The sequence below is a fragment of the Curtobacterium sp. PhB115 genome (genome assembly GCF_003752025.1).
In the GTDB taxonomy this organism is placed as follows: domain Bacteria; phylum Actinomycetota; class Actinomycetes; order Actinomycetales; family Microbacteriaceae; genus Curtobacterium.
In genome coordinates, this window is sequence record NZ_RJKR01000013.1 from 127337 (window position 1) to 152517 (window position 25181).

Consider the following 25181-nt stretch of genomic DNA (forward strand, 5'->3'; position numbering starts at 1 on the left):
GACGGCATCGACGGCGCTTCGTAGGGTCCAAGGTCCGCCCTTTACTGTTGCAAGGCTCGGCCCTTCAACACCTCGAACTCGGCCGGGGTGATGGTCCCCTCGTCCAGGAGCGCCTTCGCCGTGCGGATCTCCTCCGCCGGGTGCGCATTGCCCACGAAAGGTCGAGGTGGCTCGGCCGACCCGAGGAAACGTTCCGCTTGATGTGCCGCCCGTTCCTGCATGCCTCGGCCACGAGCGACGAGGTAGACCAGGACGGTGAGGAACGGCACGAAAACCAGGAACGCGATCCACACCGCCTTCCACCAACCGTTCAGGGTGTGATCACGAAACAAATCGCTGATGACGGCGAACAGGGCGAAGAGGTAAGCGACAAACGCAACAATCCAGAAGAAGGACCAGAGCACGGCTCCGACACCGTCCCACGGCCCGCCCCACGGGCCGGTCCAAGTGAACATCATGGCCTGTCTCCAATCCGCTCACCTCAAGGCTGCGTGATGGCCGCGCACCTGCAAGTCCGGATGCAGCGTGCGCGCTGATGAGTGACATCGACAGTGCCGAAGGTCCCTAGACTGCCCCGCCGGACAGGGGACGACCTACAGACATTCCGCCTGCTGGGACGTTCGACCTCATCAAACGGCGCCGGCCGGGCCGACGCTGGGTCGATGCGACGCAAGCTTGTGCACTTCGACATCCCCCTCGTCGACGTAACCCTCGCCGTCGTCGGGTACGAGGACGTGTTCGGACTCGAGCGCCGAGACTGGGTTGCCGCACCGTACTGGGACGTGACCGACGCCGACGTCGCGGAGCTCCACGCTTCGCTCGCGGTTCCGCGCGGCATCTCCGCTGACACGTTGACGGTGCTCATCGACCCGGCAGGGCTTGCATCGGCGGTTGAACGCGTCACGCGCGCCGGCCGACACAGCCCGGTCCGGTCGACGGCGCTGCTACCAGATGCCGGACAGATCTCCTACCTGGTGGGTCCGCTAAGCACCATCACAGGAGTGTTGCAACGATGAGTGAAGCTTCCGGCGCCACGATGCGGGAAACGCCAGAGACCAAGATGGCTGGCGTTCCCGAGACGATGCGTGCCTGGGTCACGGAGGACGAGCCGGGATCACTTCGGCTCCGGACCGATGAACCAACGCCGCGCCCCCTCGGCGACGAGGTGCTCGTCCGTGTGGACGCGTGCGGGCTGTGCCGTACAGACCTCCACGTCATCGACCGCGAGCTTCCCCAGCATCTTGAGCACGTCGTCCCAGGCCACCAAATCGTCGGCACGGTTCTGCAGCGCGGCGCCGACGCGCACCGGTTCGCGGTCGGTGACCGCATCGGTGTCGCTTGGCTTCGGCGAACCTGCGGTCGTTGTGGTCCCTGCCGATCCGGCGCTGAGAACCTCTGTCAGCGAAGTCAGTACACCGGCTGGGACGCCAACGGCGGCTTCGCCGAGTACGCGGTGGTCTCCCAAGCGTTCGCGTACCGGCTCCGATCCGCCATCGACCCGGTCAGGACGGCGCCGCTGTTATGCGCCGGCATCATCGGCTATCGGGCCCTGAACAGGGCAGCGCTACCCGATGGAGGGCTTCTCGGGATCTTCGGCTACGGCTCCAGCGCCGGCATCACCGCGCAGATCGCACACGCTCGCGGTGCCCGCGTCGCCGTGTCGACGCGCGGCACTGGGAACCGGGACCGCGCGCGTGATGCCGGTGCGGTGTTCGTCGGTGATGCGACGGCAGCCATGCCCGAACCGCTGGACAGTGCGATCGTGTTCGCTCCGGCCGGAGACCTGGTTCCCCTCGCGCTGCGAGCAACACGGCCGGGCGGTACCGTCGTCCTCGCCGGCATCCACATGACTGACCTGCCGTCAATACGGTACGAGTTCCTGTTCGGTGAGCGGGACCTCCGCACCGTGACAGCCAACACACGAGCCGACGGGGAAGCACTGTTCCGTCTCGCCGCCACACTTGAGCTCCGACCGGCTGTAACCGAGATGACGTTCAACCGCATCGCGGAAGCCGCCAACGGGCTGCGTTCCGGCGCGTTGAGCGGGTCAGTCGTGTTCGCCGGCTGGGATTGAGATGCAGCTCCGCTGCTGGCACCAGCAGTGTCGGCAGGGCGCCCTGACCGAGTAGACGTTCGGATCCCGGTCAGCTCCTCCGCTTCGTCGGGCAACAACCGGTGCGTTCCGAAGCGGAGTTACCGCTGTGCTGTCCAATTCTCGCAGCATGGGGCACCTGCTCGGAAGGCGCTCGATATCGTGTCGACCGTAGAAACCAGTTGTTCTGGTCGTCGGCCTACGAATGCTCAATCGATGAAGAACCTCAAGTACGGAACGTTCGCGATCCTCATCAGCGACGCCGCGGCGAACGCCGTTCTGCACTATGCCGCTATCCTCGCCCAGGCAGGCGATAGTGACGTCGTGGACATTCCCACGTGTGACACTGCTGGGTGCCGTACCTGGGCGAACGTTGTCCTTGGCCCCGGTGTTCCTCTGATGGCAGTCGCTGCCCCCGATGACGCGATGGAGCAAGAGGACGCCGATTTCGTCGAACAGCTCACCATCCGTGTTCAGTCCATCCTGTCCGATACCGCCCGACATCGCTGACCACCCCGCCGAACCGACGCACATTGCGATGTGGAGCGAGGTGACGCAGGTGGTCGCTGCCTGGTTCGCGCCCGCCTACCGCACCCCATCGTTGTCATCCGTCGCGGAGAAGCGCGATCATGTCGATCGGCTGTGTCAGTTCAAGGTCCGGCTCCGCGCTGGTTTCCTCCGCGCCTCCGGTCGTCACTGCATGTTCCATGGAATGCCTTTCCTCAATTTTCGTAGCGGCCGGTGTTCGCCCGCGAGAACCGGACGCGTCGGGCCCGCGGAGGGTGCGGGTCTGTGGCGATCCGCCACGCTTCGGCCGTCACGGGGTCCCGAGCCAAGTACGCCACCGCATCATGCGTGCTGAGGATTCCGGGAACGGCGACCGCTAGGGTCCTACCGGCTGCAGCGGTGACGATGAGCCGCAGCCGGCGAACCGCTTCCCGCTCCCGTGCTTCGTCGGACGGATGGTGGCCGGGCAGGAACCAGACCCAGCGGTCATGACCGCGCTGCTGGAACTCGAGCACTGTAGCTAACCGTCGCGCCGACTCACTCAACGGGCACCACGCGTACGGTTCACGATGCAGGTCAGACATCGCAGCCGCCCGCCCCGGCGTCCGAGGCATCGAAGCTGCGATGTAACCGGCCGCTGATGCCGGCATCGTCATACAGGACAAGGTCGTTGTGGACCGTCCGCACACCGGCGGTGTTCCACGCGACCTCGCCGATACGGCTGCGCTCCGACCACGACCGGATATGCCCACGCAACAGGATCTCATCGCCGCTGACCATCACCAGCACGTTGCGTGCATCCGACGCGGCGTCGTCAGAGAGCGCCCGTTCGATTGTGCGCATGACCGTGTCAGAACGCTCCGCGTCGGGCTGCACGGCACCGCCGACATCCGGTGACTTGGCGTCGGGGGACCAGATTGGGGGGCGTTGCGTGCGTCGCAGCCCGGTCATCGCCGTGTCCCGCTGGAGAGAAGGCCAAGCCCCACCATGACCAGCCCGATTTCGACGAGGCCGGCGGCGAAGTACACCGCCTGCAGCATGCTCCACGGGATCATCGCTGTTTCGACGAAGATCCACACCAGGAGGGCGATTGCTGCGACGGTGACGGCGAGGATGGTCCACCGAGACCGGACGATCGCGAGGACAGCGGCGAGCAGCTGCAAGCCGCCGACGACGACGGCAAGCAGTAGTCCCGGGATCACGAATGAGGTGAAGACGGAACCGGCGAGAACGCTGGGGGTGGGGATGAGGGACTCGTTCTCGAAGCCGGACGCTATCGCGACGCCGCCGGCGACCGCGGTCAGACCGATCAGTCCCGTGAGGACGATAGTGGTCCAGCGAAACGTCGCCGAATCAGGCAGCAGGAGTGTCTGGTGACGTGGGTCGCTGCGTCCTGCCTGTCCGGTGGGTGAGATGTGTGTTGCCATGACTGACCCTTCCTGCGAGTGGGTGAAGCACCATTCCCGCTCGTGTCACGGCGAGTTCACAGAGCCGAACGTCCCGCAGCGGGACCGCCCTGCATTACAGCGCGCTGTCACCGGCGGGTTGTCCTGGGCCGGGGCGAACCGGATGAACGCCACGCGTTGCGCTGTGCTGTGCGGGGCAGCCGCTGCCGCAGCGCTGTGTCTCCATAGGTCGATGGGCCCTGTGCGCGGTGCGGTCGAGCGGTTTCAGTTGGACGAGCCGGAATGCCCGGCAACCCAGATCGGAGCACCATGAGCATGCACGCCGCGGACGGGCCTCGACGGTTCGAAGGCCGAACGCTGATTGTCACAGGGGCCGGATCCGGTATCGGACGGGCAACCACGCAGCGGCTGCTCGCCGAAGGCGCCCGAGTGGTCGCGGCGGACGTGATCCAGCAACGGCTGGACGAGCTCACCGAAGCGATGCACTCAGACCGGCTCGTCACCATTGCGGGCGACCTTACCGAGGGGACGGTCATCGATCAGGTTCTCGACGCGGCAGGCGGCACCGTGGACGGGCTGGCGAACGTGGCAGGCATCATGGACGGATTCCTGCCAACGGCGGAGATCGACGACGACACGTGGGACCGAGTGCTCGCAGTCAACCTCACGGCCGTGATGCGTCTGACGAGGGCAGTGCTACCCGGAATGATCGATGCCGGCGCAGGCAGCATCGTCAACGTTTCATCCGAAGCGGCCCTGCGCGGTTCGGCGGCAGGCACCGCGTACACAACCTCCAAGCATGCCGTCGACGGGTTGACCAAGAGCACTGCGTTCTTCTACGCCGCGACCGGTGTGCGCTGCAACGCCGTTGCCCCTGGCGCCGTCGCCACGAACATCGAAGCACCGTTCCGGTCCGAGTTCGCCGGCGCCCGCCTTGGCCCGTACCTGCAGACGAACGTGCCACCGATTGCGGCAGCTGAACAGATCGCGGCGGCGATCACCTGGCTGCTCAGCGACGACTCCGCCAACATCACCGGCGTCATCCTGCCAAGCGACGGCGGCTGGTCGGCAATCTGATGCCTCCCACCCAGACCGCCGCCGACCCACCGGACAGCGCCCCACGACAGATCGGGACGCAGGTGCCACCGCTTGACGCTGCCGTCCTGACTGAAAACGTCTGCTGGGCTCTGCTCAGCGGCCAGCATCAGGGCCGGTTCCTCTTCGCCGAAAAGGGGCACCTGACAGTAACTCCGGTGACCTACGACGTGTCAGAGCGGACCGTTCACTTCCTGGAGCCATCGGGAAGGCCGTGGCCACCGATCGACGGCGCTGAACCAATCACGTTCGAAAGCGACGGCAACGACGGCGTGATGGTGTGGAGTGTGACGGTGGAGGGTCTGCCGTTGCTGCGGCAGCACACCGCTTCCGCGTCAGCCGAAGGGTTGCATGTTCGTCACGTGCAGTTCTTCCCGACCAAGATCAGAGGCATCGCCTACGGACAACGAGCCGCAGGCTGAGCTCGTGCACTGAGCATTGCGGTTGGCATTGTTAGGAAGCACGCACGCTTCTCGTGGCGCGCTCGGCGTGGCGTCTTCTTTGCTGCGAAGCAGCTCCCTCGTTATTGGGACGTTGGGCCCTGCCTTCGGCCGCGACGAGTCCGTACCGTCCGCCACAGAGATGAGCTGCAAGCGCTCAGCCGACGAATAGCTGAGCTTGTTCGATTCATTTCGCTGAGGAGACATGATGACCGCGTACACCGTCGCTATCGATGACAGCGCCGCCGGATGGCAGACCCTCGACTGGGTCGGTGGTGAACTCGACCCGGACCATGATCGGGTGCGGCTGCTCACCGTCAACGCCTTCCGGGGCGAGGAGCCGGCCTCATCCGCGAGCCGGCTCGAAGCCGCCGCGGAGCGGCTTCGCCGCGGTCGTCCGTATCTCGCCGTCACCTACGACCTCGTTGGCGGTCCCACTGTGGAGGCTATCCTCGCGAATTCAGAACACGGTGATGTTCTTGTCATCGGTGGGCAGCAGCTGCATCGCTTTCTCGCTGCAATCGCTGGACGCATCGCCGAGCGAGTCGTCGCACGCGCAAACATTCCGGTGGTTATTGTGCCGGAGCGGTGGGCGCCGGCCGACGGGCCGATCGTGGTCGGCGTGGACAGCAGAACAGCGGCGTCGGCGCTCGGATTCGCTGCATCCATCGCGGTACGGAAGAGTCGGGAGCTTCTCCTCGTGCGGGCTTGGGAAGTGCCGAGCACGACGTCTCCGTACGGCGTGATCTACCTCGAGCAGGACCGCGACATCTGGGAACACGAAGCGGACCTCGAACTGGACGCAGCGCTGCGAGCCGTTGGCGTTGCACACCCAGACCTGTCCGTGCGGAGGATCCACCATCGGGGACAGCCGCTTCGTCAACTACTCGCCGCGTCCGACAACTCATCCCTCATCGTCATCGGCCGGCGACACCGCACGGCACTTGGCGGGCTCCTGACCGGATCCGTTGGAGAGGCGCTCATGCACTTCTCACATGTCCCGGTGTGTGTCGTTCCACCGCACGCAACCACCACCGCGGATGCGGGTATGCCATCCGATGCGTCCGCGGACGCCGGCTAAGCGGACCCAGGATCTGCCGCTCATGAGTTCAACCGTCAAGGAGGACACCGTCTCCCGCGACCTTGCTCGGCTCGCGAAGCGCATCGGCCTTGACTGGAACTACAGCGTCTCCTGGGCGCTGGTGGCCCTGCTCGGGATTCCGGCGCTGTTCTGGCTCGTCCCGGCCGGGCTATGGCCGATGTTCGTTGTGATTGCCGCGACCCCCGGTCCGCTGTGGCGGGCAATCGTGCACCTCCGGGTTCGGCGGCTGCTGCGCACCGCCGCACCGGCACGAAGGGGACGGCTGGCGCGGCAAAGCCGCAGCTGAAAGCAACAGGCCGGGACGATGCGGGCGTCGCAAATGCTCCTTGTTCTGCCCGCCTGGCGACGGGTGCGAGCGGCGATGGTGTTGGGGGGGGGGGGGGCTGAGTGGAGCTGGCAGGCGAGTGGTGGGCCGTGGGGAGGCTACGGGACGACCTGCTGGCGATCACTCCTGACACCAGTGCCTCCCCACGGCGGCTCGTGGACGCCGCTCGAAACACATCTCGGGTGGCGCGGTGCGCGCAGTTACGGGCTCGGGGTGAAAGGTTCTTGCGCGGCGCGGATGACGGCGCTCGCGCTGCTGCTGGGTGCCCATCCGTTGGTGGTGGCACGAGGCGTCTCAATGGTGATGTCGAAGTGCACGGTCGGGTCCTTCCAGACGGGTCAGAGGTGGGTGCCGAGGAGGATGCCGGCGGTCGCGGCGGCGACGGAGACGATGAGCATCCCGAGCCCGTTGACCGCGGCGGCGTTGATGCGGCCGCCGCGGGCGAGGCGGACGGTTTCGAAGCTGGCGGTGCTGAACGTGGTGTAGCCGCCCATCACCCCGGTGCCGAGGATCGCGACGGGGAGCGCACCGAGGTGGGTGGCGGCGCCGGTGACCAGCCCGAGGATGAAGGAGCCGGTGATGTTGATGGTGAGGGTGCCGACGGGGATTCGGAACTGCCGGCCGGCGTTGATGGTGCCATCGAGCAGGAACCGCAACGACGCGCCGACGCCACCGCCGGCGGCGACCAGGAGGATCGTAAGAGCGCTCATACGGTCTGCTCCGTCCGGTCCGGGCGGGGCCGGATCCAGCCGGCGACGGTCAATCCGATTGCGGTGGCGACCGCCCCGGCCAGCACTGTCAGGAGGGCGTACCCGGTGCCGGCGAGGGCGCGGCCGTCGAGGAACAGTCCCGCGGTGGAGACCGCGAGGGTGCTGTAGGTGGTGAACCCGCCGAGAACCCCGGTCCCGACCAGCAGCCGGAGGGTCCGTCGTCGGCCAGCGTCGGGGCCGCAGTGGGCGAGGGCTTCCAAGAGCACCCCGAGGAGGAGCGCGCCGGTGATGTTGACCCAGAAGATCGACCAGCTCACCCCGTGGTGTGCGGGGAACGCGGTGCTGATCAGGTCGCGGAGCGTGGTGCCGACCGCGCCGCCGAGCGCGACGAGGCCGAGGTAGCGCCACTGCAGGTGTACCGGCCGCATGGTGCGGGCCGGGTCGCCGACCTGCACGTCCGGATCTGCTGGGAGCTGGTTCTCGGACATTGTGGTGTCTGTTCGGGAAGTCATCTTCCGCCTCCTGCCGCGATCAGCGGTTGCCGATGCGCCCAATCGCGGCGCATCACCTGGACTGCCACGGCAAAGGGGCATCGAAACCGACTGGGTTCGTCGGAACGACGAGTACCGGACGGTGTTGCTGATGCGTCAAACGGGCTGCGACGGACCCGTTGAAGAACTCCGCCATACGGTGCCGACCGGTGCGCGTGCCGACGACGATGAGCTCCGCTTGACGCTCCTCCGCGATGGCTGCCAGCATGCGAGCCGGATCCCCGACCCGTGTCAGGTTTTCCACTGGGACCTGGTATCGCGCGGCAACACCTTGGATGACAGCTATGTCATCGTCAGGCAACCCGCGTGGTGTGCTCTCGCTCGAGTCGGGATCGATCGCCTCAATCATCTCCGACCCATCGGGACGGGTCCCGATGGACAGCAACGACGGGTCGATAGTCACGCAGACCAGCGCCGCGTTGAAGCGGTGCGCTATCTGAGCCGCAACCGTGGCCACTGCCTCGACGTCGCCGACCTGCAGCCCGGCGACAATTACCGGCCTAGCTTCTTCGGCCATCTCATCTCCCTACCTCAGGCGCACGTAAGCGCGACCACTTGAGATAGGGACTGTTGTCGACGGATGTCGAGGTTGGGTCCGGCAAGCCCCACTGCCGGGTCTGACGACACCATCAGTATGCACCTGCAGGGAGCCTTGCGCCCACCAGGCGTCCAATCGGATCAGGCCTGTACAGCATCCCGACTCGATGAGTGGGGAGAAACGTTCGTCGGCGCAGTGATGAGGCTGGCGAGGGTGTCAAGGGCGCCGGGGACGAGGGAGAAATACGCCCAAATGCCGCGCTTCTCGCGGTGCAGGATCCCGGCGTCGACGAGGACCTTGAGGTGGTGCGACACAGTCGGCTGAGACAGGCCGAGGGGCTCCTGCAGGTCACACACGCATGCCTCGGCACCGTCGTGCGCAGCGACCATCGAAATGAGCCGGAGGCGTGCCGGGTCCGCGATCGCCTTGAAGGACTTCGCCAGCACCTCAGCGGATGCCTGGTCCATCGCCTCGGTCGTGACGGGTGAGCAGCACACGGTGACGTCCTGGATGGGCAGCAGTTCGACGGTCGGCATCCCGTGATCCTCGCAGGCATATCGACCGGTGTCTATAGTTGCGTTCATCGATATAGACGTGCTTCGATGTGCGCATCTGCTCTCGCCCTCATCGGCTGAACACCCGAACCGAAAGCATCTTCATGAGCGACAAAGCCAGAATCCTGTTCGTCTGCGTCCACAACGCCGGTCGCTCCCAAATGGCCGCCGGGTATGCCCAAGCTCTCGGCGGGGACCACGTCGAGGTCTTCTCCGCGGGCAGCGAGCCGAAGGACCAGATCAACCCGATCGCGATTCAGGCGATGGCCGAAGATGGTATCGACATTGCCGGCAACCAGCCGCAGATCCTCACCGCCGACGCCGTCCGTCGCTCCGACGCCGTCATCACCATGGGGTGCGGCGACGCCTGCCCGATCTTCCCCGGCAAGCGGTACGAGGACTGGAAACTTACCGACCCCGCCGGCCGCGGCATCGAGGAAGTCCGTCCGATCCGCGACGACATCAAGCACCGTGTCACGGCGCTCTTAGACGAGCTGCTCCCGGCCGGAGCAACTGCCGAACCGAAGGGTGAGGGCCATGTGTCTCGGGCGGACCGTCCCATTACGGAGTGACGCGAACCGCCGAGCCGGGCTGCCCGTCGCCAGCGCCGATGTCGGTCCCGTCGGCGCCGCCGCCTCGGTATTTGCACGAGCGCGGTTTCGAGTTCGTCAGTAGGAAGCCGGCGCCCGCCGGGCGGAGCATCCCGACCGTTACAGATCCCAGTTCGATGAGGAAGTAGCTTGCCGATCCTGGCCAGCAAAGCCGAACAGTTGTTCCCGCACCGGGCGCGGTGGGTGCGCGGGCGGAGTGACCTTCGACTCTCTGCTTCAATCCTGCTCTCCGTCAGGCTGCGAGTGACAGCGAAGGAGACTGCTGATGACCGATCGCAACCGCCCGTCTCGACTGCGCAAGGTCCCTGTGTGGACTGTTGTGCTGCTCACCATCGGGGCCGTGCTCACCATCATCGGAAGTGTGCTGCTCATCAGCGGGGTCGCTGCAGCCGGCGGCGCGACCGCTCAACGAGATGGTAGGTACCTGTCGACTCCCGCAGCACTGTTCGCAACGCACACCGCAGCAATCACAACCCCAGAGGTGGATGGCTTCGCCGACACGTCAGCCTCGCGTAATGCCTCGTTCGATGTCGGCCAGATTCGCGTCACCGCGGACGGGGCTCGACCGCTGTTCATCGGCATCGCTCCGCGAGAGGATGTTGACCGGTATCTCGCGAGCGTGCGGCACGACGAAGTCGTCCACGTTCGGTACGACCCGACCAGCGTCCAGTACCGCACCGTCCCGGGGGCCGGCGCGGCAGCTGAGGACCCTGGCGCGCAGCAGTTCTGGGCTGAGTCCTCCTCCGGTGATGGCCGGCAGGCAGTGTCCTGGCGGGTGGAACCCGGCGACTGGGCTGTGGTTGTTATGAATGCCGACGGCACCCCAGGGGTCACCGCGACGATGACCGTCGGAGCCCGCACCGACCTGCTCGCGCCGCTCGCTGCCGGATTCATCGTCGGCGGTCTGGTGCTCCTCGTGATCGGAATTCCGCTGACACTGTTCGGCGCGATCGGCATCGGACGAGCTCTCCCAGATGCCACCTCACCCGGCAGCAAGCGTTGGCCGGATCGAGCCGCCGTTGCCCCTGTCCGGATCACTGGACGGGTGGAGGGCCCGCCGTCGCGTTGGCTGTGGCTGGTCAAGTGGATCCTGATTGTGCCGCACGCCGCGGTACTCGCTGTCTTGTGGGTCGGGTTCGTACTCGCAACGGTCGCCGCAGGATTCGCCATTCTCTTCACCGGGAAGTACCCGCGGCCGCTGTTCCAGTACAGCGTCAGCGTCCTCCGGTGGAGCTGGCGAGTCTCCTTCTACGCGTACTCCGCCCTCGGCACGGACCGCTACCCACCCTTCACGTTCGGTACGGCCGACTACCCGGCAGACCTGCAGATCGATCGGCCGGAACGGCTCTCTCGTGGGCTCGTCCTCGTCAAATGGTGGCTGCTTGCCTTCCCGCACTACCTACTGCTCGCTGCGTTCACCGGCGGCTTCAGCGTCGGCACCAGCATCTCGACGACCGGAGGGTGGAACACCAACTCCGCCCCCGTCTCAGTCCTCGGCGTCCTCGTCCTCGTGGCCGCAGTCGTGCTGCTCTTCACCGCGCAGTACCCGAGAGGCGTGTTCGACTTCGTGCTCGGAGCGAACCGTTGGACGTACCGTGTCGCGGCCTACGGTGCACTGATGCGCGACGAGTACCCGCCCTTCCGGCTCGACCAAGGCCCCGACGAGCCGCAACCACCCGCAGCGCACGTCGACCAGGAGCGTGGCTCCGCAACGAAGCGATGACCCGACCCCTGCGCCGGGGCTGTGGCGTGCTCCCTGCGGATCGCTCGGTTTAGCACCGATCTCGCCGGAACGAAACGCTCAGCGACTCAGCTCAGCATTGGGATCCTCGAAATCGGCTCTGTTGCCGCCGTTCCAGACTTCGGAAAATACGCGTGCGCCCGCACGCAGCACGCGCACTGCCGTTCGACCGCAGCTTTGTCCTTCGGCAGGTTTGCGCGCAGCCCTTCCTCAGAGCCACTGTCGTCTCCGTCCATGTCTGGAGAAGGATCGCCGTGAGACAGTGCGCAACGCATACCGGATCGCTTCGTCATGACCCTTTTGTCTCGTAGGGGGATGGGTACGCCTCTACGGCGAGCGAGAGCTTTCCGGCGACGACGGCGGGGAACTCCGTCTTGCACCGAACGGGGGCTGCTCATCGAAGCTGTCGCCATACGGCTCGCGCGACAAGTTCTGTGAGCAGGCGACGGTTTCCGTGAACAGTCACACGTACGCCCGTCAAGCACTGTCCTGACGCACGTCGAGGTGGTTGACGCGGTTGTCGTCGATGAGTGACAATGGGTTGACGCGGTTGACAGGAGGCCCACCATGGCGACCACCGAACGAGCTCGGACCGAGCACCGCAGCGCTCCGGATCGCACCGATCTCAGTCCCACCGAACAAGCGCTGATCGCGGCACTGCGGGGCCGGATCCTCGGGGGTCGTGCCGACGGCGCGCTCGAGCCCGGCGTCGACGTCGAACTGCTCGCCGACCGGATGCTGCACGCGCTGCCCACGGTGAAGCACGAGGCCGACGAACTGCTCGGCCCGTTCTACGACACCCCGACGCTCGCGGCCTGGCGCGGCGTGACCCGTCAGGCGCTCAGCAAGGCGACGGCGAAGCGCGACCTCGTGGGCTTGAAGATCGGCGACGGAAGCCTGGTGTTCCCGTCGTTCCAGTTCGGCGCGTCCGGTACGCCGCTCCCGCACCTCCGGCAGGTCCTGGCGCTCGTCGACCCGGACCGCATCGACCCGTGGGGCAGCGCCATGTGGCTGAACACCCCCGCCGACGAGTTCGGCGGCACCACCGCGGCCGAGGCCCTGCGCGACGGCCGCACCGAGCAGGTCCTCGCCGCCGCACGTCGCGCCGCGCACGCCTGGGCAGCCGACGCGTGACCCCGAGCCGGAACGAGGTCGCCCAGCGCCCACCGCACGACGACCTCGACCTGTCGGACTTCCCTGCCGAGGAGAGCCGGGGCACGACGTTCTACCGCGCGAAGCGGCACGACCGCGGCGCGTGGTGGTTCGCGAGCACCGAGGCGGATGCCGACGGCGTCGACGGCGGGCGCTTCGACCTCGCCGTCCCACGGGGTACCTGCTACTGGGCCGACGCGGTCGAGGTCGCGGTGCGCGAGCGGTTGGCGCACCACGTCCTGACGACGAACACGGTGTTCGCCTCCCGTGCGCGCGAGATGGTCGTCGTCGCCGCCCGGGCATCGCGGGGGCGGCGGTTCGCCGACGTCACGCACCCGTCGGCCGTACGGTCCGGGGTCGGCGCCGAGCTCCAGACGATGGGGGACTACCGCGTGCCGCAGTCATGGGCGCGGGCGTTCGACGCCGCCGGGTTCGCCGGTGTCCGGTACAGCACGCGGTTCACGAGCGACGCCGCCGCCAACGCGTGGGCGGTGTTCGGAGCGGCCGGCGTGCCGAAGCGTCCGCGTCCGGAGCGCGTCCACCGCGACGGGGTGACGGCGTGCCGCGAGTCCGGCATCCGGGTGCTCGACGACGGGTCGGACGCCGGGCCCGAGCGCTTCACGTTCACGACGCCGCCTGTCGACTGAACCAGGGCGGCACCGTGCGCTGCGCGGCAGTGCGCTCCGCCGCCGTGCGCTCCGCCGCCGTGCGGCCCCGCCACCGTGCGGCCCCGCCGCGCTGTCGGTGGTCCTCCGTAGCGTGTCGGTGTGGCCGAACCCGTCGACGCGTGGTGGCGCCGCCGGCAGTGGTCGCGCGGCGTGGCGGTGCCGTACGCCGTCGGACAGTTCCGCGCGGACTGGGCGTCGTACCCGGTGCTCATCCGGCAGTACCACCCGGACTGGAACCACGGCGTCGTCCTGACCCAGGTGCCCCCGGCGGCCGAGGTCCTGCTCACCTGGGAGTGCGACGTCGGCCACGTCTTCGTCGCCACCCCGGCCGAGCAGCGTTCCCGCCCCGGCCACGAGCGGCGTCGATCGGTCTGGTGCCCGGAGTGCGCCGTGCAGGCACAACCCCAGCGCTGGCCGGTGGTGCCGTCGGACTGGCCCGCCACGGTCCCCGTCCCACAGCGTGTCGTCCGGGTCGCCGGCCGGCAGACACTCCCGGCGGCGCCCTCGCGTGGGCTGCCCACCGGTGCGGTGGCCTCGTCGCGTGCTCGTGCACGACGCCCGGAGCCGGGCGCACCACGGCGTCCGAAGCAGCCGGTCGAACGGACCATCTGCCCGAAGACCCCGCGGTTGCCGTCGGGGGAGTCCTTCACGAGCGTGTGTGCCCCGGCCACCGCCTCAGCGGTCGAGGCCGAGCTGCGGGCCGCACTGTCCGAGCGGTTCGACTTCACGTTCGACCACTCCGCGATCCGACTCGACCGGCCGTTCTTCGACCACGTCGAGGTCTGGCCGGACATCATCCTGCCGGAGCTCCGCGTGGCGATCGAGTACGACTCCACCGGACGCCACGGGCTCGAGCACGTCGGTCCGCGGCAGGAGACCGACCGCCGGAAGGACCGTGCCGTGCGTGCCGTCGGCTGGGAGGTCGTGCGCATCCGGACCGGACGGCTGCAGGCCCTCGGACCGTGGGACCTCGAGGTGTCCGGGGTCTCCGGACGGACCGTCTCACGGTTGGCGGACACCCTCCGCGAGATCCGGGGCGCGCTCTTCGTCGACGCCTACGCCCGCTGACCGACGGGGTACACGGACCTGGGACCGCTGGTCCGCGGAGCGTAGTCATGGTGGGTGCCCACCGCCTTCTGTCTCCACGCCCTCGGCGCGAGCTCCGAGGAGTTCGCACTCCTGCGGATCGAGCTCGTCGACGACCTCGACGTCGTCGCCATCGACCTGCCCGGGTTCGGCCGCACCCCGGCATCGGCCGGCACCACGGTCGAGGAGATGGCCGTCCACGTCGAGCGTGCGATCGGGTCGAGCGGCGTCACCGACTGGCTGCTCGTCGGGCACTCGATGGGCGGCAAGATCGCCACCGTCGTCGCCGACCGGACGATGTCCGGGGCGAACGGACTGTTCGGCCTCCGCGGCGTCGTCCTGCTCGCCGCCTCGCCGCTCGCGCCGGAACCGATGGACGAGGACCGCCGTCAGGTGATGCTCGGCTGGGCGGCGGACGGGCCGATCGCCGCCGAGGACGCCGCCGCGTTCGTGGCCGCGAACACCGCGTCGCCGCTGCCCGCCGAACTGCACGCCGTCGCCGTGCGGGACGTCGAGCGTGCCGACCCCGCCGCCTGGACCGCGTGGCTCACCCGCGGCAGCCGCGAGGACTGGTCCGCCGTCCCCGTGAACCCGGTTCCGGCACTGGTGCTCGCCGGTGCCGAGGACGGTGACCTCGACGCCGACGCGCAACGACGCCTGACGCTGCCGCACTGGTCGGACGCCGAGCTCCACGTGGTGGACGGCGCCGCGCACCTGCTGCCGTGGGAGCACCCCGCCCCGGTCGCCGAGCGCATCCGCGCCTTCGTCCGGGGTCGGCTGACGAACGGTCCGGTCGTCCCCGCGGAACACGCACGCCTGATCGCCTCGCCTCGGGTGAGTGCCCGGACCCGGGGGATCCTCGCCGTACGCGCGCTGCCCGACGACCCCACCGCCGCACCCGAGGCGCTGACCCCCGAGCAGCTCGACACGCTCCGGCAGGTAGCACGCATCGTGGTGCCGCAACCCGGCGACCACCGGGTGGACCTCGCGCTGCGGGTGGACGCACAGCTCGCGGCCGGACTCGGTGACGGCTGGCGGCCGGACGGGCTGCCCGTCGACGTCGACGCCTACCGCGCGGCGCTCGACCTGCTCGCCGTGCCGGCACGGGACGGCGACCTCGACCGTGCGCTCGACGACGTCGCCGCCGGCCGGTTCCGCACGGACGTGACGAGCGACGCCGCTGCACGCGACGCCGCTGCACGCGACGCGACCTCACGCGACGCTTCCGCGCCGGAGGTGCTCACCCCGGCGCAGCTCCGCTCGTGGTTCGAGGACGCGAGCGTCGACCTCGTGAAGCAGTGGCTCGCGCACCCGGCGACGATGGCCGCGATCGACTTCGACGGCTACGCGAACGGCGGCGACGGCGTCCGCCTGCAGGGCTTCCAGCTGCTCGGCGCCGGCACGCGCGAGGCGTGGGAACCGACCACGACGACCGAGGGCCGCACCACGACGACCGAGGGCCGCACCACGCGGACGACAGGAGCAGCACGATGAGACTCGACGGACAGCGCACGCACGGCACCGACGAGGTCGTCGACGTGGTCGTCGTCGGCACCGGCGCCGGTGGGGCTCCACTCCTGGCCTCACTCGCGCGGCGCGGCCTCACGGTCGTCGCCCTCGAGGCCGGCCGGAACACCGAGCCGTCCGACCACGTCCCCGACGAGGTCGCGGCCCCCGCCGACATCAACTGGATGGACGAGCGGCTGAGCGGTGGTGGCGCGCCGACGGCCTTCGGGCCGAACAACAGCGGCACCGGCGTCGGCGGGTCGACCCTGCACTGGGGCGCGTTCACGCCGCGGCCGAGCGCGCACGACCTGACACTGCGGACCGCGACCGGCGTCGGCGAGGACTGGCCGATCGGGCACGCCGAACTGACGGGCTGGATCGAGCAGGTCGAGCACGACGTCGGGGTCGCCGGTCCCGAGCACTACCCGTGGGACCCGTCCCGGCGGTACCGGATGCGGCCCCCGGCGCGGAACGCCTCCTCCGACATGATGATGCGCGGTGCTGCCGCCGCGGGGATCACCGCCACCGACGCCCCGGTCGGGCTGACCACCGAGGACCGCCACCAGGAGCACCACGGCCTGCGACAGGCGTGCGTGTCCTGCGGGTCGTGCCACCAGGGCTGCCGCAACGGGTCGAAGGTCTCGATGGACACGACGTACCTGCCGGCTGCCGTCGCGTTCGGTGCGGAGATCCGGCCGGACTCCTTCGTGCACGGCATCGAGCTCGACGCCGCCGGCCGGGTGTCCGCGGTCGTCTACACCCGCGACGGTCGTGAGCACCGGCAGCGCTGCCGCTCCCTGGTGCTCGCCGCCGGGGGCATCGAGACGCCGCGGCTGCTGCTGCACACCGGCATCGCGAACGGCAGCGGGCAGGTCGGCCGGAACTTCACCGCGCACGGGGCCACCCAGGTCTGGGCACGGTTCGACGAGTCGATGCGCTCCTACCGCGGGTACCCGTCGTCGATCATCACCGAGGACTTCGTCCGTCCCGCCGACGCCGACTTCGCCGGCGGGTACCTGATCCAGAGCCTCGGCGTCCAACCGCAGACGTTCGCCACCTCGCTCGTGCGCGGCGGCGGGCTCCGCGGTGCCGAGCTGGTGCGGGCGCTGCAGGACTACCCGTTCTCGGCGGGCGTCGGGATCAACGCCGAGTGCCTGCCCGACGAGGACAACCGCCTGGAGCTGTCCGACGAGGTCGACGCGCACGGTGTGCCGCGGGCCCGGGTGTCGTTCACGCCGGGCTCGAACGAGGAGGCGATCCGGCGGCACGCCGTCCGCACCATGACGACGATCGTCGAGGCTGCCGGTGGCCGTGACGTCCGCGTGCTCGAACGCACGGCGCACACCATCGGCACGGCGCGGATGGGTGCCGACCGGGAGACGTCCGTCGTCGATCCGGACGGCCGCTCGTGGGACGTGCCGAACCTCTGGATCGCGGACAACTCGGTGTTCCCGAGCGCCGTCATCGCGAACCCGGCGCTGACGATCATGGCGCTCTCGCTCCGGACCGCGGATCGGATGCTCCAGGCCGCCTGACCCGGAGCGGTCACTCGCGTGCCGGTCACCCGTGTGCCGGTCAACCCCGCAGCGAAAGTGCCTCGCTCGTCCACCGTGCGTGCAGGTCCCACGGGTCGCTCACCCCGGCGGCCACCACGTCCACGTGCGCGAGCAGCTCGGGCGTGACCCGGAACCACTCGGTGCCGGGGTAGCGCGTCGCGGCGAACCGGGCGTGCCGGCGCCGCTCGAGCGTCCGGTCGCCGCGCTCGAACGCCAGGAGGTCCTGGTGCGGGATCGCCGCGAGCCGCTGCCGCGGGTTCGTCGTCGTGCCGATCTTGATCCGGTCGCCGAAGTCGTCGCGCATCCGCAGGTAGTAGACGACGTCGACACGCGGGGGAGCGAGGTCGCCGTCGGGCACGTCACCCCACCGCCACTCGCACGTCGCGCACACCATGCCCGACGGCCAGCGCACGCCGGTGCGGGAGCCGCAGACGGAGCACGGGCCGGGCAGGGCGTCCTCGACGCCGACGTGCTCGGCGGCGAAGTCGGCGACCAGCGCGACGTGCGTCGCGCACAGGGGCACGCCCGCGAGCGCGTCCGCAGGGCGGCCTGCGCAACCCGGCACGCAGCACGACGAGGTGACCATGTCGGGAACGCTAGCGGGACCCACCGACGCGAGCCGCGCCTTCAGGCCGACCGCCGACGCGGCGAACCGCCGATGCGCCGAACCGACGTCAGTCGGTGAAGATGACGCCCACCGGCTCGCGCTTCTCCTCCTGGAACCGGTCCTCGGCGCGGCCGAGCGCCCAGTACGCGGACAGCGACATCTCGGACTTCTCGAGCCCCCAGTCGTCCTGCAGCAGCCGACGGATCGCCTTCATCGCGGTCCGCTCGCCGTGCGCGAAGACCTGGACCGGCCGGGAGGCGCGGGGCAGTCCGCGCGCAGCCTCCAGCAGGAGCGTGCCCGGCTGGGCGCCGGTGGCGTCGCGGTGCAGCCAGCGCAGGTCGACCCCGGCCGGGTGTGCGATGTCCTGCTCGTCGGCAGGGCCGGCCACCTCGACCAGCGCGACGCCGGTGGCGGTGTCGGCCATCGACTCGAGTGCGGCCCCGATCGCCGGCAGCGCGCTGTCGTCGCCGAGCAGCACGTGCGTGACGTCGGGGTCTGCGGTGGGTGCGTAGCCGCCGCCGGGGCCGGACAGCGCGAGCTCGTCGCCGGGCTGCGCGGCCGCGGCCCAGGGACCGGCGAGGCCGTCGTCGCCGTGCACGACGAAGTCGACGGCGATCGTCCGTGTCTCGTGGTCGACCGCGCGGACCGTGTACGTGCGGCGGGCCGGTCGGTCCTGCTTCGGCAGGGTCTCGCGCAGTGCTTCGAGGTCGTACGGCGGCCGCAGCCCGAGCGAGGGCTTGGCGAGCAGGAGCTTGACGTACTTGTCGGTCGCGGCGAGGCGGTCTGGATCGGCGGACCCGACGAACTCGTCGAAGGCCGGACCGCCGAGGTGGACGCGGACCATGTGCGGCGAGAGCCGCTCCGTCCGGTCGACGACGAACACGTGCTGGGGGCGCTTGGGTTTGGAGCTCATCGGTGCGAGCTTCCTCTCTGATGCTTGACGTTTCTGTCAGTAAGGTTAGCCTTACCTCATGGACACGACCGTCATCCCGTTCTCCGAGCTGCTGCGCAAGCGCACCCGGCGTTCGCACGGATCCTCGGCCGGGAACGGCTTCATGCACGACCTGCTCGGCGGCGGGTGCGACGTCGCCGACTACGCGGCCCTGCTCGGACAGTACTCGTTCGTCTACGACGCCCTGGAGCGCGCGGCGGAACAGATGGCCGACCACCCCGTCGCCGCGCCGTTCGTCACCTCGCAGCTCACCCGCATGCCGGCGATCCGCGCGGACCTCGAGTACCTGATCGGACCGGACTGGTCGGAACTCGTCTGCCCGCTGCCGGCGACGACCGCGTACGTCCGCCGCCTCAACGAGGTCGCCGCCGAGTGGCCCGGTGGGTTCGTCGCACACCACTACACGCGGTACCTCGGTGACCTGTCCGGCGGGCAGATGATCGGCAGGATGCTCGCCGACCAGTTCGGCTTCGAGACGAACGGCATCCTCTTCTACATCTTCGACCAGGTCGCCGACCCGAGCGCCTTCAAGGACACCTACCGTGCGCAGCTCGACGCGGCGCCGTGGTCCGCCGAGGAGCAGGAACGCGTCATCGCCGAGGTCGAGCTGGCCTACACGCTGAACAACGGCCTGCTCGAGGGACTCGACGCCCGCCGACGCCCGGTCACCGACGGTGCGGGCCCCGGCGACGTGGCGGTGATCGCATGAGCGACGCGTTCGACGACGATGCACGCCGCGCGATCCTCCGCCACATGAACGGGGACCACGCGACCGACAACCTCGTGATCGTGCGCGCGAACGGTGCCGCGACCGCGGTGGCGGCGACGATGACCGAGATCGACGCGATCGCCGGGGTGTGGCTCGCCCAGCTCGACGACGGCGACGAGGAGCACGTCATCGTGCCCTGGACCACGCCGCTGACCGATCGCCGGTCCGCCCGCGTGCAGATCGTGGAGGTCCACTCCGCCGCCCAGGCGCAGCTCGCCGAGCCGAGCTGACCGGGGCCCACCGACCCGCCGGGGTCGCGGAGCGCGTCGCAACTGCAGGGGTGCTCCCGCGACGCGCCGCGACCCCGGCGTTCCTGTTCCTGCGGCGCCGCCGCGCCGTGCACGTGCACGCGCACTCGCGCTTGCACGCGCGCTTGCACTTGGTGAGCAGAAGATGTCGGGTCGCCCGATCCCAGGCGACCTTTTCTGCTCACCGTGTGGGGGCGTCCGCGCCGCGGCCAGCGCGCGCTTCGCGATCCGGGAGGCGCGTGGCGGCGTGGCCCCGCGCCTCCCGGCCAGCGGGATGACGTCCACCCCACTCGGTGAGCAGAAGATGTCGGGTCGCCTGAGCGCAGGCGACCTCTTCTGCTCACCGAGTGCGGGGCGTCAGCGGCGCATCCGCCGCGCGAGCTTCGCGATGGGGCCGGTGCGGGGCGCGCGCTCGGCCGGGTCGACGACCTCTTCCTGGTAGAACTCGGCGAGGTCCACCACCAGCGCGCGGCGTTCCGCCCGCAGGTACGCGCGGCGCTCCCGGGTGAAGGCGATCACCGTCGACCAGCACATCAGGATCATCACGACGCTGAACGGCAGCGCGGTCGTGATGGCGGCCGTCTTCAGCGCGTTCAGCCCGCCTGCGAGGAGCAGCGCGACCGCGACGAGCGCCGTGACGCAGGCGAAGAACACCCGGATCCAGTTCTTCGGCTCGATCTGCCCGCCGGTCGCGATCATGCCCATCACGAGCGCCCCCGAGTCCGCCGAGGTCACGAAGAAGACGCCGATCAGCACGATCGCGCCGACGACCAGGACCGAGCCGGCGGGCATGCTCCCGAGCAGTTGGAACAGCACCTGCTCGACGTGCACGCCGCCGTCCGCCGCGACCAGGTCGCCGGTGCCGTGCAGCTGGGCGTACAGGGCCGTGCCGCCCATGATCGCGAACCAGAGGAAGGTCAGGAGCGCCGGCACGAACAGGACACCGAGCACGAACTGCCGCACGGTCCGGCCGCGGGAGATCCGGGCGATGAAGATGCCGACGAAGGGCGCCCACGACATCCACCAGCCCCAGTAGAACGTGGTCCAGGCGCCCTGCCACTCCTGTCCGGCCTTCCCGGCGAACGCACTCGTGTCGAACGCGAGCCCGACGAACCCCTGGACGTACTGCCCGAGCGACTGCACGAACTCGCCCAGCAGGAACTGCGTCGGACCGAACGCCAGCACGAACAGCAGCAGGGCCGCGGCGAGGAGCAGGTTGATGTTCGACAGGATCTTCATGCCGCGGCCGACACCGCTCAGCAACGACCCGATCGCGATCACGCTGACGACGACGATCAGTCCGATCTGCAGGCCCCTGGTGTCGTCCGCGATGCCGGTGTACTCGAGCCCCGAGCCGATCTGCAGGACGCCGAGGCCGAGCGACGTCGCGACGCCGAACAGCGTTCCGATCAGGGCGAGCACGTCGATGAGGTTGCCCCAGCCGCCGGTCACCCGCTTGCCGAGGAGCGGTTCGAGCGCCCACCGGATCGACACCGGTCGCGAGCGTCGGTGGATCGCGTACGCGAGCGCCAGGCCCACGACGACGTAGATCGCCCAGGCGTGCAGGCCCCAGTGCAGGAAGGTCTGCGTCATCGCCTGCTGCGCGAGCGCGTCGTCGTCGCCGGTGACCCCGGGCCGCGGGGAGGCGAAGTGGCTGAGCGGTTCGGCCACCCCGTAGAACACCAGCCCGATGCCCATGCCGGCCGCGAACAGCAGCGACAACCACGACATCGTGGAGAACTCGGGCTTCTCGTCGTCCTTGCCGAGGACGATGTCGCCGTACCGGCTGAACCCGATCCAGATCGCGAACACCACGAAGCCCGCGGTCACGAGGACGTAGTACCAGCCGAAGTCGCGGACGATCGCGCCCTGCACCGTGACGAAGGCCCGTTCGGTCGCGTCCGGCGCCGCGAGTGCGACCCCGACGAACGCGAGCACGAGGATCGCCGCCGGCCAGAACACCCAGCGTTGCACCGGCGGCGGCGTCGCCCTGCCCGGTCCGGTCGTCTCACCCATGGGTCACTCCGCCCCGGGTCGCGTGCGCGTCCCTGCCGTGGAGTGTACGAACGCGGACCGTTCTCCGTCCGGTTGTGATGCGTACCGTTCCGTCCGGTTGTGATGCGTACCGTTCCGTCCGGCCGTGATGCGGACCGGACCCGATCCCTGGTGGTCCGTCCGGACGGTCGTCGTCACCCGTCCCCGCGGGCCGATACGCTGCTCGGAGCCGGGACGAGCCTCCCGGACGACCCGGAAAGGACTCCATGACGGCGATCGACGGATCTGCGCGCCACGAGCGCGCACGGGACGACGTCAGCGGTGCGGTCGACAGTGACCTGCGCGCCGACGTGCGGTACCTCGGCAACCTGCTCGGGCGGGTGCTGCGCGAGAACGGCGGCGACGACCTGCTGCGTGACGTCGAGTCGCTGCGCGCGGCCGTCATCGACGCGTTCGAGGGTGACGACGCCGAAGGAGCTGCCCGGGCGGAGACGATCGTGTCCGGCATGTCGGCGGAGCGTGCCGAAGCCGTCGCCCAGGCGTTCACGACCTACTTCCACCTCACCAACCTGGCCGAGGAGCACCACCGTGTGCGTGTCCTGCGGCAGCGCGGCGACGACGGCGGGCTCGCGGGGGACTCCTTCCCGGCGACCTACGCCGAACTCGTCGCCGAGGTGGGCGAGGCGCAGGCAGCCGAGCGGCTCCGGTCGCTCCGCTTCCACCCGGTGCTCACGGCGCACCCGACCGAGGCCCGCCGCCGGGCGGTGACCACGGGCGTCCGCCGCATCACCGACCTCATCGACGAGCGCGACCGCTCGAAGAACGCGATGGCCCGCGCCGAGAACGAGCGCCGCCTGCTCGAGGAGATCACGACGCTCCTCCGCACGTCGCCGCTCCGCACCACGCGCCCGACCCCGCTCGACGAGGTCCGCACGGCGATGAGCGTGTTCGACCAGACGCTGTTCGAGATCGTCCCGCAGGTGTACCGCCTGCTCGACGACCGGCTGCAGGGCGACGACGCCGGTCGTGCCCCGGTCACCGCACCGGCCTTCGTGCGCTTCGGCACCTGGATCGGTGGCGACCGCGACGGCAACCCGCACGTGACCGCGGACGTCACCCGTCAGGCCGCGGAGGTCGCGGCCGAGCACATCCTGCTCGGTCTCGCCCGTGCCACCACCCGCATCGGCAGCGCGCTGACGCTCGACGCGAGCGAGACCCCGGCCGACGCCGGGCTCACCGCCCTGGTGGCGTCGCAGGAGTCGCTGGACGCCGGGATCGCCGAGCGCATCGGCGTCCGCGCACCGAACGAGACGCACCGGCGTGCGCTGCTGTTCGTCGCGGCGCGGATCGACGCCACCCGCCATGGCGACACCCGCCTCGGGTACGCCGACCCCGAGGCGCTGCTCGTCGACCTGCGGACCGTCCAGACCTCGCTCGTCGCGGCCGGGGCACTCCGTCCGGCGAACGGCGAGCTGCAGAACCTCATCTGGCAGGTCGAGACCTTCGGGTTCCACCTCGCCGAGCTCGAGGTCCGCCAGCACTCGCAGGTGCACCGCACCGCCCTCGCCGAGATCCGTGCAGGCGGTGCTCTGAGCGAGACGACCGAAGAGGTCCTGTCGGTCTTCCGCACGATCGCCGAGCTGCAGTCGCGGTACGGCGTCCGTGCCGCGAGCCGGTACATCGTCTCGTTCACGCAGTCCGCCGCGGACCTCGCGAACGTGCACGAGCTCGCCGTGGCCGCCCTCGGGTCGCCGGAGGCCGCGCCGGTCCTCGACGTCATCCCGCTGTTCGAGACCTTCGCCGACCTGCACGCCAGCGTCGAGATCCTCGACGAGGCCGTCCGCACCGAGACGTTCCAGCGTCGCCTCGCCGCGACCGGTCGCCGCCTCGAGGTCATGCTCGGCTACTCGGACTCCTCGAAGGACGTCGGCCCCGTCTCGGCCAACCTCGCGCTGTACGACGCACAGGCCCGCATCGCTGACTGGGCGCGGGACAACGACGTCGAGCTCACGCTGTTCCACGGTCGTGGTGGCTCGCTCGGCCGCGGCGGGGGACCGGCCAACGAGGCCGTCCTCGCGCAGCCGCCGGGGTCCATCGACGGCCGGCTGAAGCTCACCGAGCAGGGCGAGGTCATCTTCGCCCAGTACGGCGACCAGGACATCGCGGCACGGCACCTCGAGCAGATGGCCTCGGCGACGCTGTTCGCCTCGTCGCCGTCGAACGAGGCCCGCACGGCAGCAGCCGCCGCCCGGTTCGCCGAGCTCGCGCAGCAGCTCGACGACGTCTCCCGCGACGCGTTCTACGACCTCGTCAAGGCCGACGGCTTCGCGCCGTGGTTCGCGCGCGTCACCCCGATGGAGGAGATCGGTCTCCTGCCGCTCGGTTCTCGTCCGGCCCGCCGTGGCCTGTCCGTCGAGTCGCTGGAGGACCTCCGGGCGATCCCGTGGGTGTTCTCGTGGACGCAGGCGCGCATCAACCTGGCCGGTTGGTACGGCCTGGGCTCCGCGCTCGAGGCCGTCGGCGACCTCGACGTCCTCCGTGCCGCGTACGCCGACTGGCCGCTGTTCAGCGCGATGATCAAGAACGTCGAGATGTCGCTCGCGAAGACCGACGAGCACATCGCCCGCCGGTACCTCGAGCTGGCCGACCGTGACGACCTCGCTGCGAAGGTGCTCGACGAGATGGTGCGCACCCGCGACTGGGTGCTCCGCGTCTCCGGGGGCACCGACGTGCTCGAGGACCGTCCGGTGCTCGCCCGCGCCGTGCGCCTCCGCAGCCCCTACGTCGATGCGCTGTCGCACCTGCAGCTCCGCGCGCTCCGGGCGATCCGGAACTCCGGCAGCACCGACCCGACGGACGGCGACCACCGTCTGCTGCTCCTGACCGTGAACGGGATCGCCGCCGGCCTGCAGAACACGGGCTGACGCCCCCACCCCACGGACAGGAGGCCCGGTGCCAGCTGGCACCGGG

27 protein-coding genes are annotated in these 25181 nt (G+C 69.5%); 17 read left to right on the forward strand and 10 right to left on the reverse strand.

Features of this window, described 5'->3' with window-relative positions; all coding sequences use genetic code 11:
* Positions 1–41 precede the first annotated feature (41 nt).
* The gene (locus EDF19_RS18405) at positions 42–458 is read right to left on the reverse strand and encodes a PLDc N-terminal domain-containing protein (protein ID WP_185022945.1); all 417 of its coding nucleotides are present in this window, start codon (positions 456–458) and stop codon (positions 42–44) included.
* 219 nt (positions 459–677) lie between these two features.
* Between EDF19_RS18405 and EDF19_RS18410 the strand changes: the two genes are divergently transcribed.
* The 3 genes from EDF19_RS18410 to EDF19_RS18420 all read left to right on the forward strand — a co-directional run bounded on the left by EDF19_RS18410 (position 678) and on the right by EDF19_RS18420 (position 2602).
* On the forward strand, positions 678–1016 hold the full coding sequence (locus EDF19_RS18410; protein WP_123682305.1) for a hypothetical protein: 339 nt from the start codon (positions 678–680) through the stop codon (positions 1014–1016).
* On the forward strand, positions 1013–2074 hold the full coding sequence (locus EDF19_RS18415; RefSeq protein WP_260217333.1) for a zinc-binding alcohol dehydrogenase family protein: 1062 nt from the start codon (positions 1013–1015) through the stop codon (positions 2072–2074). The genes EDF19_RS18410 and EDF19_RS18415 overlap by 4 nt, the downstream gene beginning before the upstream one ends.
* A 234-nt stretch (positions 2075–2308) precedes the next feature.
* On the forward strand, positions 2309–2602 hold the full coding sequence (locus EDF19_RS18420) for a hypothetical protein (protein WP_123682306.1): 294 nt from the start codon (positions 2309–2311) through the stop codon (positions 2600–2602).
* Between the two features lie 573 nt (positions 2603–3175).
* Here the strand turns inward: EDF19_RS18420 and EDF19_RS18425 are convergent.
* Positions 3176–3550 carry a BON domain-containing protein gene (locus EDF19_RS18425; RefSeq protein WP_123682307.1) on the reverse strand — a complete coding sequence of 125 codons (375 nt, stop codon included), beginning with the start codon at positions 3548–3550 and terminating at the stop codon, positions 3176–3178.
* Positions 3547–4026, reverse strand: a complete 480-nt coding sequence (locus EDF19_RS18430) for a hypothetical protein (protein ID WP_260217335.1) — start codon at positions 4024–4026, stop codon at positions 3547–3549. The genes EDF19_RS18425 and EDF19_RS18430 overlap by 4 nt, the downstream gene beginning before the upstream one ends.
* 294 nt (positions 4027–4320) lie before the next feature.
* Here EDF19_RS18430 and EDF19_RS18435 point away from each other — a divergent pair, with 294 nt between their 5' ends.
* The 4 genes from EDF19_RS18435 (at position 4321) to EDF19_RS18450 (ending at position 6928) form a co-directional block, all read left to right on the forward strand.
* Entirely contained in the window at positions 4321–5082 is a 762-nt protein-coding gene (locus EDF19_RS18435; protein WP_221180699.1) for an SDR family NAD(P)-dependent oxidoreductase, read from the forward strand.
* Between the two features lie 176 nt (positions 5083–5258).
* On the forward strand, positions 5259–5522 hold the full coding sequence (locus EDF19_RS18890; RefSeq protein ID WP_148071151.1) for a hypothetical protein: 264 nt from the start codon (positions 5259–5261) through the stop codon (positions 5520–5522).
* A 226-nt stretch (positions 5523–5748) separates the two neighbouring features.
* Entirely contained in the window at positions 5749–6621 is an 873-nt protein-coding gene (locus EDF19_RS18445) for a universal stress protein (protein ID WP_185022946.1), read from the forward strand.
* A 22-nt stretch (positions 6622–6643) separates the two neighbouring features.
* Entirely contained in the window at positions 6644–6928 is a 285-nt protein-coding gene (locus EDF19_RS18450) for a hypothetical protein (RefSeq protein WP_123682311.1), read from the forward strand.
* A gap of 377 nt (positions 6929–7305) precedes the next feature.
* Here the strand turns inward: EDF19_RS18450 and crcB are convergent, their stop codons facing one another.
* From crcB to EDF19_RS18470, 4 genes are all read right to left on the reverse strand, one after another.
* Positions 7306–7677 carry a fluoride efflux transporter CrcB gene (gene crcB / locus EDF19_RS18455; RefSeq protein ID WP_123682312.1) on the reverse strand — a complete coding sequence of 124 codons (372 nt, stop codon included), beginning with the start codon at positions 7675–7677 and terminating at the stop codon, positions 7306–7308.
* A complete protein-coding gene (locus tag EDF19_RS18460; RefSeq protein WP_123682313.1) occupies positions 7674–8189 on the reverse strand; it encodes a CrcB family protein in 516 nt (171 codons plus the stop codon). The genes crcB and EDF19_RS18460 overlap by 4 nt, the downstream gene beginning before the upstream one ends.
* A 52-nt stretch (positions 8190–8241) precedes the next feature.
* A complete protein-coding gene (locus EDF19_RS18465) occupies positions 8242–8745 on the reverse strand; it encodes a universal stress protein (protein WP_123682314.1) in 504 nt (167 codons plus the stop codon).
* A gap of 161 nt (positions 8746–8906) precedes the next feature.
* Entirely contained in the window at positions 8907–9302 is a 396-nt protein-coding gene (locus EDF19_RS18470; protein WP_123682315.1) for a metalloregulator ArsR/SmtB family transcription factor, read from the reverse strand.
* A 122-nt stretch (positions 9303–9424) separates the two neighbouring features.
* Between EDF19_RS18470 and EDF19_RS18475 the strand changes: the two genes are divergently transcribed.
* The 7 genes from EDF19_RS18475 to EDF19_RS18505 all read left to right on the forward strand — a co-directional run bounded on the left by EDF19_RS18475 (position 9425) and on the right by EDF19_RS18505 (position 17619).
* Positions 9425–9892, forward strand: a complete 468-nt coding sequence (locus tag EDF19_RS18475) for an arsenate reductase ArsC (RefSeq protein ID WP_123682316.1) — start codon at positions 9425–9427, stop codon at positions 9890–9892.
* Between the two features lie 304 nt (positions 9893–10196).
* Positions 10197–11654 (forward strand): DUF4389 domain-containing protein, encoded by a 1458-nt coding sequence (locus tag EDF19_RS18480; RefSeq protein WP_123682317.1) that lies wholly within the window; start codon positions 10197–10199, stop codon positions 11652–11654.
* Positions 11655–12239: 585 nt separating this feature from the next.
* Entirely contained in the window at positions 12240–12806 is a 567-nt protein-coding gene (locus tag EDF19_RS18485) for a hypothetical protein (RefSeq protein WP_123682318.1), read from the forward strand.
* Positions 12803–13471: an RES family NAD+ phosphorylase gene (locus EDF19_RS18490; protein ID WP_123682319.1), complete on the forward strand. Its 669-nt coding sequence runs from the start codon at positions 12803–12805 to the stop codon at positions 13469–13471. The genes EDF19_RS18485 and EDF19_RS18490 overlap by 4 nt, the downstream gene beginning before the upstream one ends.
* Before the next feature lie 120 nt (positions 13472–13591).
* Positions 13592–14560 (forward strand): hypothetical protein, encoded by a 969-nt coding sequence (locus EDF19_RS18495; protein WP_123682320.1) that lies wholly within the window; start codon positions 13592–13594, stop codon positions 14558–14560.
* A gap of 54 nt (positions 14561–14614) precedes the next feature.
* Positions 14615–16072 carry an alpha/beta fold hydrolase gene (locus tag EDF19_RS18500; RefSeq protein WP_123682321.1) on the forward strand — a complete coding sequence of 486 codons (1458 nt, stop codon included), beginning with the start codon at positions 14615–14617 and terminating at the stop codon, positions 16070–16072.
* A complete protein-coding gene (locus EDF19_RS18505) occupies positions 16069–17619 on the forward strand; it encodes a GMC family oxidoreductase (protein ID WP_123682322.1) in 1551 nt (516 codons plus the stop codon). The genes EDF19_RS18500 and EDF19_RS18505 overlap by 4 nt, the downstream gene beginning before the upstream one ends.
* A gap of 40 nt (positions 17620–17659) precedes the next feature.
* Here EDF19_RS18505 and EDF19_RS18510 read toward each other — a convergent pair whose 3' ends face one another.
* Together EDF19_RS18510 and EDF19_RS18515 are read right to left on the reverse strand one after the other, a co-directional pair.
* Positions 17660–18226: a GIY-YIG nuclease family protein gene (locus tag EDF19_RS18510; RefSeq protein WP_123682323.1), complete on the reverse strand. Its 567-nt coding sequence runs from the start codon at positions 18224–18226 to the stop codon at positions 17660–17662.
* 88 nt (positions 18227–18314) lie between these two features.
* A complete protein-coding gene (locus EDF19_RS18515; protein ID WP_123682324.1) occupies positions 18315–19160 on the reverse strand; it encodes a siderophore-interacting protein in 846 nt (281 codons plus the stop codon).
* A gap of 58 nt (positions 19161–19218) precedes the next feature.
* Here EDF19_RS18515 and EDF19_RS18520 point away from each other — a divergent pair, with 58 nt between their 5' ends.
* The gene (locus EDF19_RS18520) at positions 19219–19908 is read left to right on the forward strand and encodes a heme oxygenase (biliverdin-producing) (protein ID WP_123682325.1); all 690 of its coding nucleotides are present in this window, start codon (positions 19219–19221) and stop codon (positions 19906–19908) included.
* The gene (locus EDF19_RS18525) at positions 19905–20198 is read left to right on the forward strand and encodes a DUF2470 domain-containing protein (protein WP_123682326.1); all 294 of its coding nucleotides are present in this window, start codon (positions 19905–19907) and stop codon (positions 20196–20198) included. Before EDF19_RS18520 ends, EDF19_RS18525 begins: the two co-directional genes overlap by 4 nt.
* 375 nt (positions 20199–20573) lie before the next feature.
* On the opposite strand, the gene EDF19_RS18530 is transcribed toward EDF19_RS18525, so the two are convergent.
* The gene (locus tag EDF19_RS18530) at positions 20574–22232 is read right to left on the reverse strand and encodes a BCCT family transporter (RefSeq protein WP_123682327.1); all 1659 of its coding nucleotides are present in this window, start codon (positions 22230–22232) and stop codon (positions 20574–20576) included.
* 245 nt (positions 22233–22477) lie between these two features.
* On the opposite strand from EDF19_RS18530, the gene EDF19_RS18535 reads away from it, so the two are divergent.
* Entirely contained in the window at positions 22478–25135 is a 2658-nt protein-coding gene (locus EDF19_RS18535; RefSeq protein WP_123682328.1) for a phosphoenolpyruvate carboxylase, read from the forward strand.
* Positions 25136–25181 lie beyond the last annotated feature (46 nt).

Excerpts from the sequence above, each read along its gene's own strand:
- EDF19_RS18485 (WP_123682318.1), top strand. The coding sequence starts at position 12,240 with ATGGCGACCACCGAACGAGCTCGGACCGAGCACCGCAGCGCTCCGGAT.
- EDF19_RS18515 (WP_123682324.1), bottom strand. The coding sequence starts at position 19,160 with ATGAGCTCCAAACCCAAGCGCCCCCAGCACGTGTTCGTCGTCGACCGG.
- EDF19_RS18475 (WP_123682316.1), top strand. The coding sequence starts at position 9,425 with ATGAGCGACAAAGCCAGAATCCTGTTCGTCTGCGTCCACAACGCCGGT.
- EDF19_RS18415 (WP_260217333.1), top strand. The coding sequence starts at position 1,013 with ATGAGTGAAGCTTCCGGCGCCACGATGCGGGAAACGCCAGAGACCAAG.
- EDF19_RS18405 (WP_185022945.1), bottom strand. The coding sequence starts at position 458 with ATGATGTTCACTTGGACCGGCCCGTGGGGCGGGCCGTGGGACGGTGTC.
- EDF19_RS18505 (WP_123682322.1), top strand. The coding sequence starts at position 16,069 with ATGAGACTCGACGGACAGCGCACGCACGGCACCGACGAGGTCGTCGAC.
- EDF19_RS18520 (WP_123682325.1), top strand. The coding sequence starts at position 19,219 with ATGGACACGACCGTCATCCCGTTCTCCGAGCTGCTGCGCAAGCGCACC.
- EDF19_RS18450 (WP_123682311.1), top strand. The coding sequence starts at position 6,644 with ATGAGTTCAACCGTCAAGGAGGACACCGTCTCCCGCGACCTTGCTCGG.
- EDF19_RS18445 (WP_185022946.1), top strand. The coding sequence starts at position 5,749 with ATGACCGCGTACACCGTCGCTATCGATGACAGCGCCGCCGGATGGCAG.
- EDF19_RS18465 (WP_123682314.1), bottom strand. The coding sequence starts at position 8,745 with ATGGCCGAAGAAGCTAGGCCGGTAATTGTCGCCGGGCTGCAGGTCGGC.
- EDF19_RS18460 (WP_123682313.1), bottom strand. The coding sequence starts at position 8,189 with ATGACTTCCCGAACAGACACCACAATGTCCGAGAACCAGCTCCCAGCA.
- EDF19_RS18420 (WP_123682306.1), top strand. The coding sequence starts at position 2,309 with ATGAAGAACCTCAAGTACGGAACGTTCGCGATCCTCATCAGCGACGCC.
- EDF19_RS18470 (WP_123682315.1), bottom strand. The coding sequence starts at position 9,302 with ATGCCGACCGTCGAACTGCTGCCCATCCAGGACGTCACCGTGTGCTGC.
- EDF19_RS18525 (WP_123682326.1), top strand. The coding sequence starts at position 19,905 with ATGAGCGACGCGTTCGACGACGATGCACGCCGCGCGATCCTCCGCCAC.
- EDF19_RS18535 (WP_123682328.1), top strand. The coding sequence starts at position 22,478 with ATGACGGCGATCGACGGATCTGCGCGCCACGAGCGCGCACGGGACGAC.
- EDF19_RS18510 (WP_123682323.1), bottom strand. The coding sequence starts at position 18,226 with ATGGTCACCTCGTCGTGCTGCGTGCCGGGTTGCGCAGGCCGCCCTGCG.
- EDF19_RS18425 (WP_123682307.1), bottom strand. The coding sequence starts at position 3,550 with ATGACCGGGCTGCGACGCACGCAACGCCCCCCAATCTGGTCCCCCGAC.
- crcB (WP_123682312.1), bottom strand. The coding sequence starts at position 7,677 with ATGAGCGCTCTTACGATCCTCCTGGTCGCCGCCGGCGGTGGCGTCGGC.
- EDF19_RS18435 (WP_221180699.1), top strand. The coding sequence starts at position 4,321 with ATGCACGCCGCGGACGGGCCTCGACGGTTCGAAGGCCGAACGCTGATT.
- EDF19_RS18530 (WP_123682327.1), bottom strand. The coding sequence starts at position 22,232 with ATGGGTGAGACGACCGGACCGGGCAGGGCGACGCCGCCGCCGGTGCAA.
- EDF19_RS18430 (WP_260217335.1), bottom strand. The coding sequence starts at position 4,026 with ATGGCAACACACATCTCACCCACCGGACAGGCAGGACGCAGCGACCCA.
- EDF19_RS18480 (WP_123682317.1), top strand. The coding sequence starts at position 10,197 with ATGACCGATCGCAACCGCCCGTCTCGACTGCGCAAGGTCCCTGTGTGG.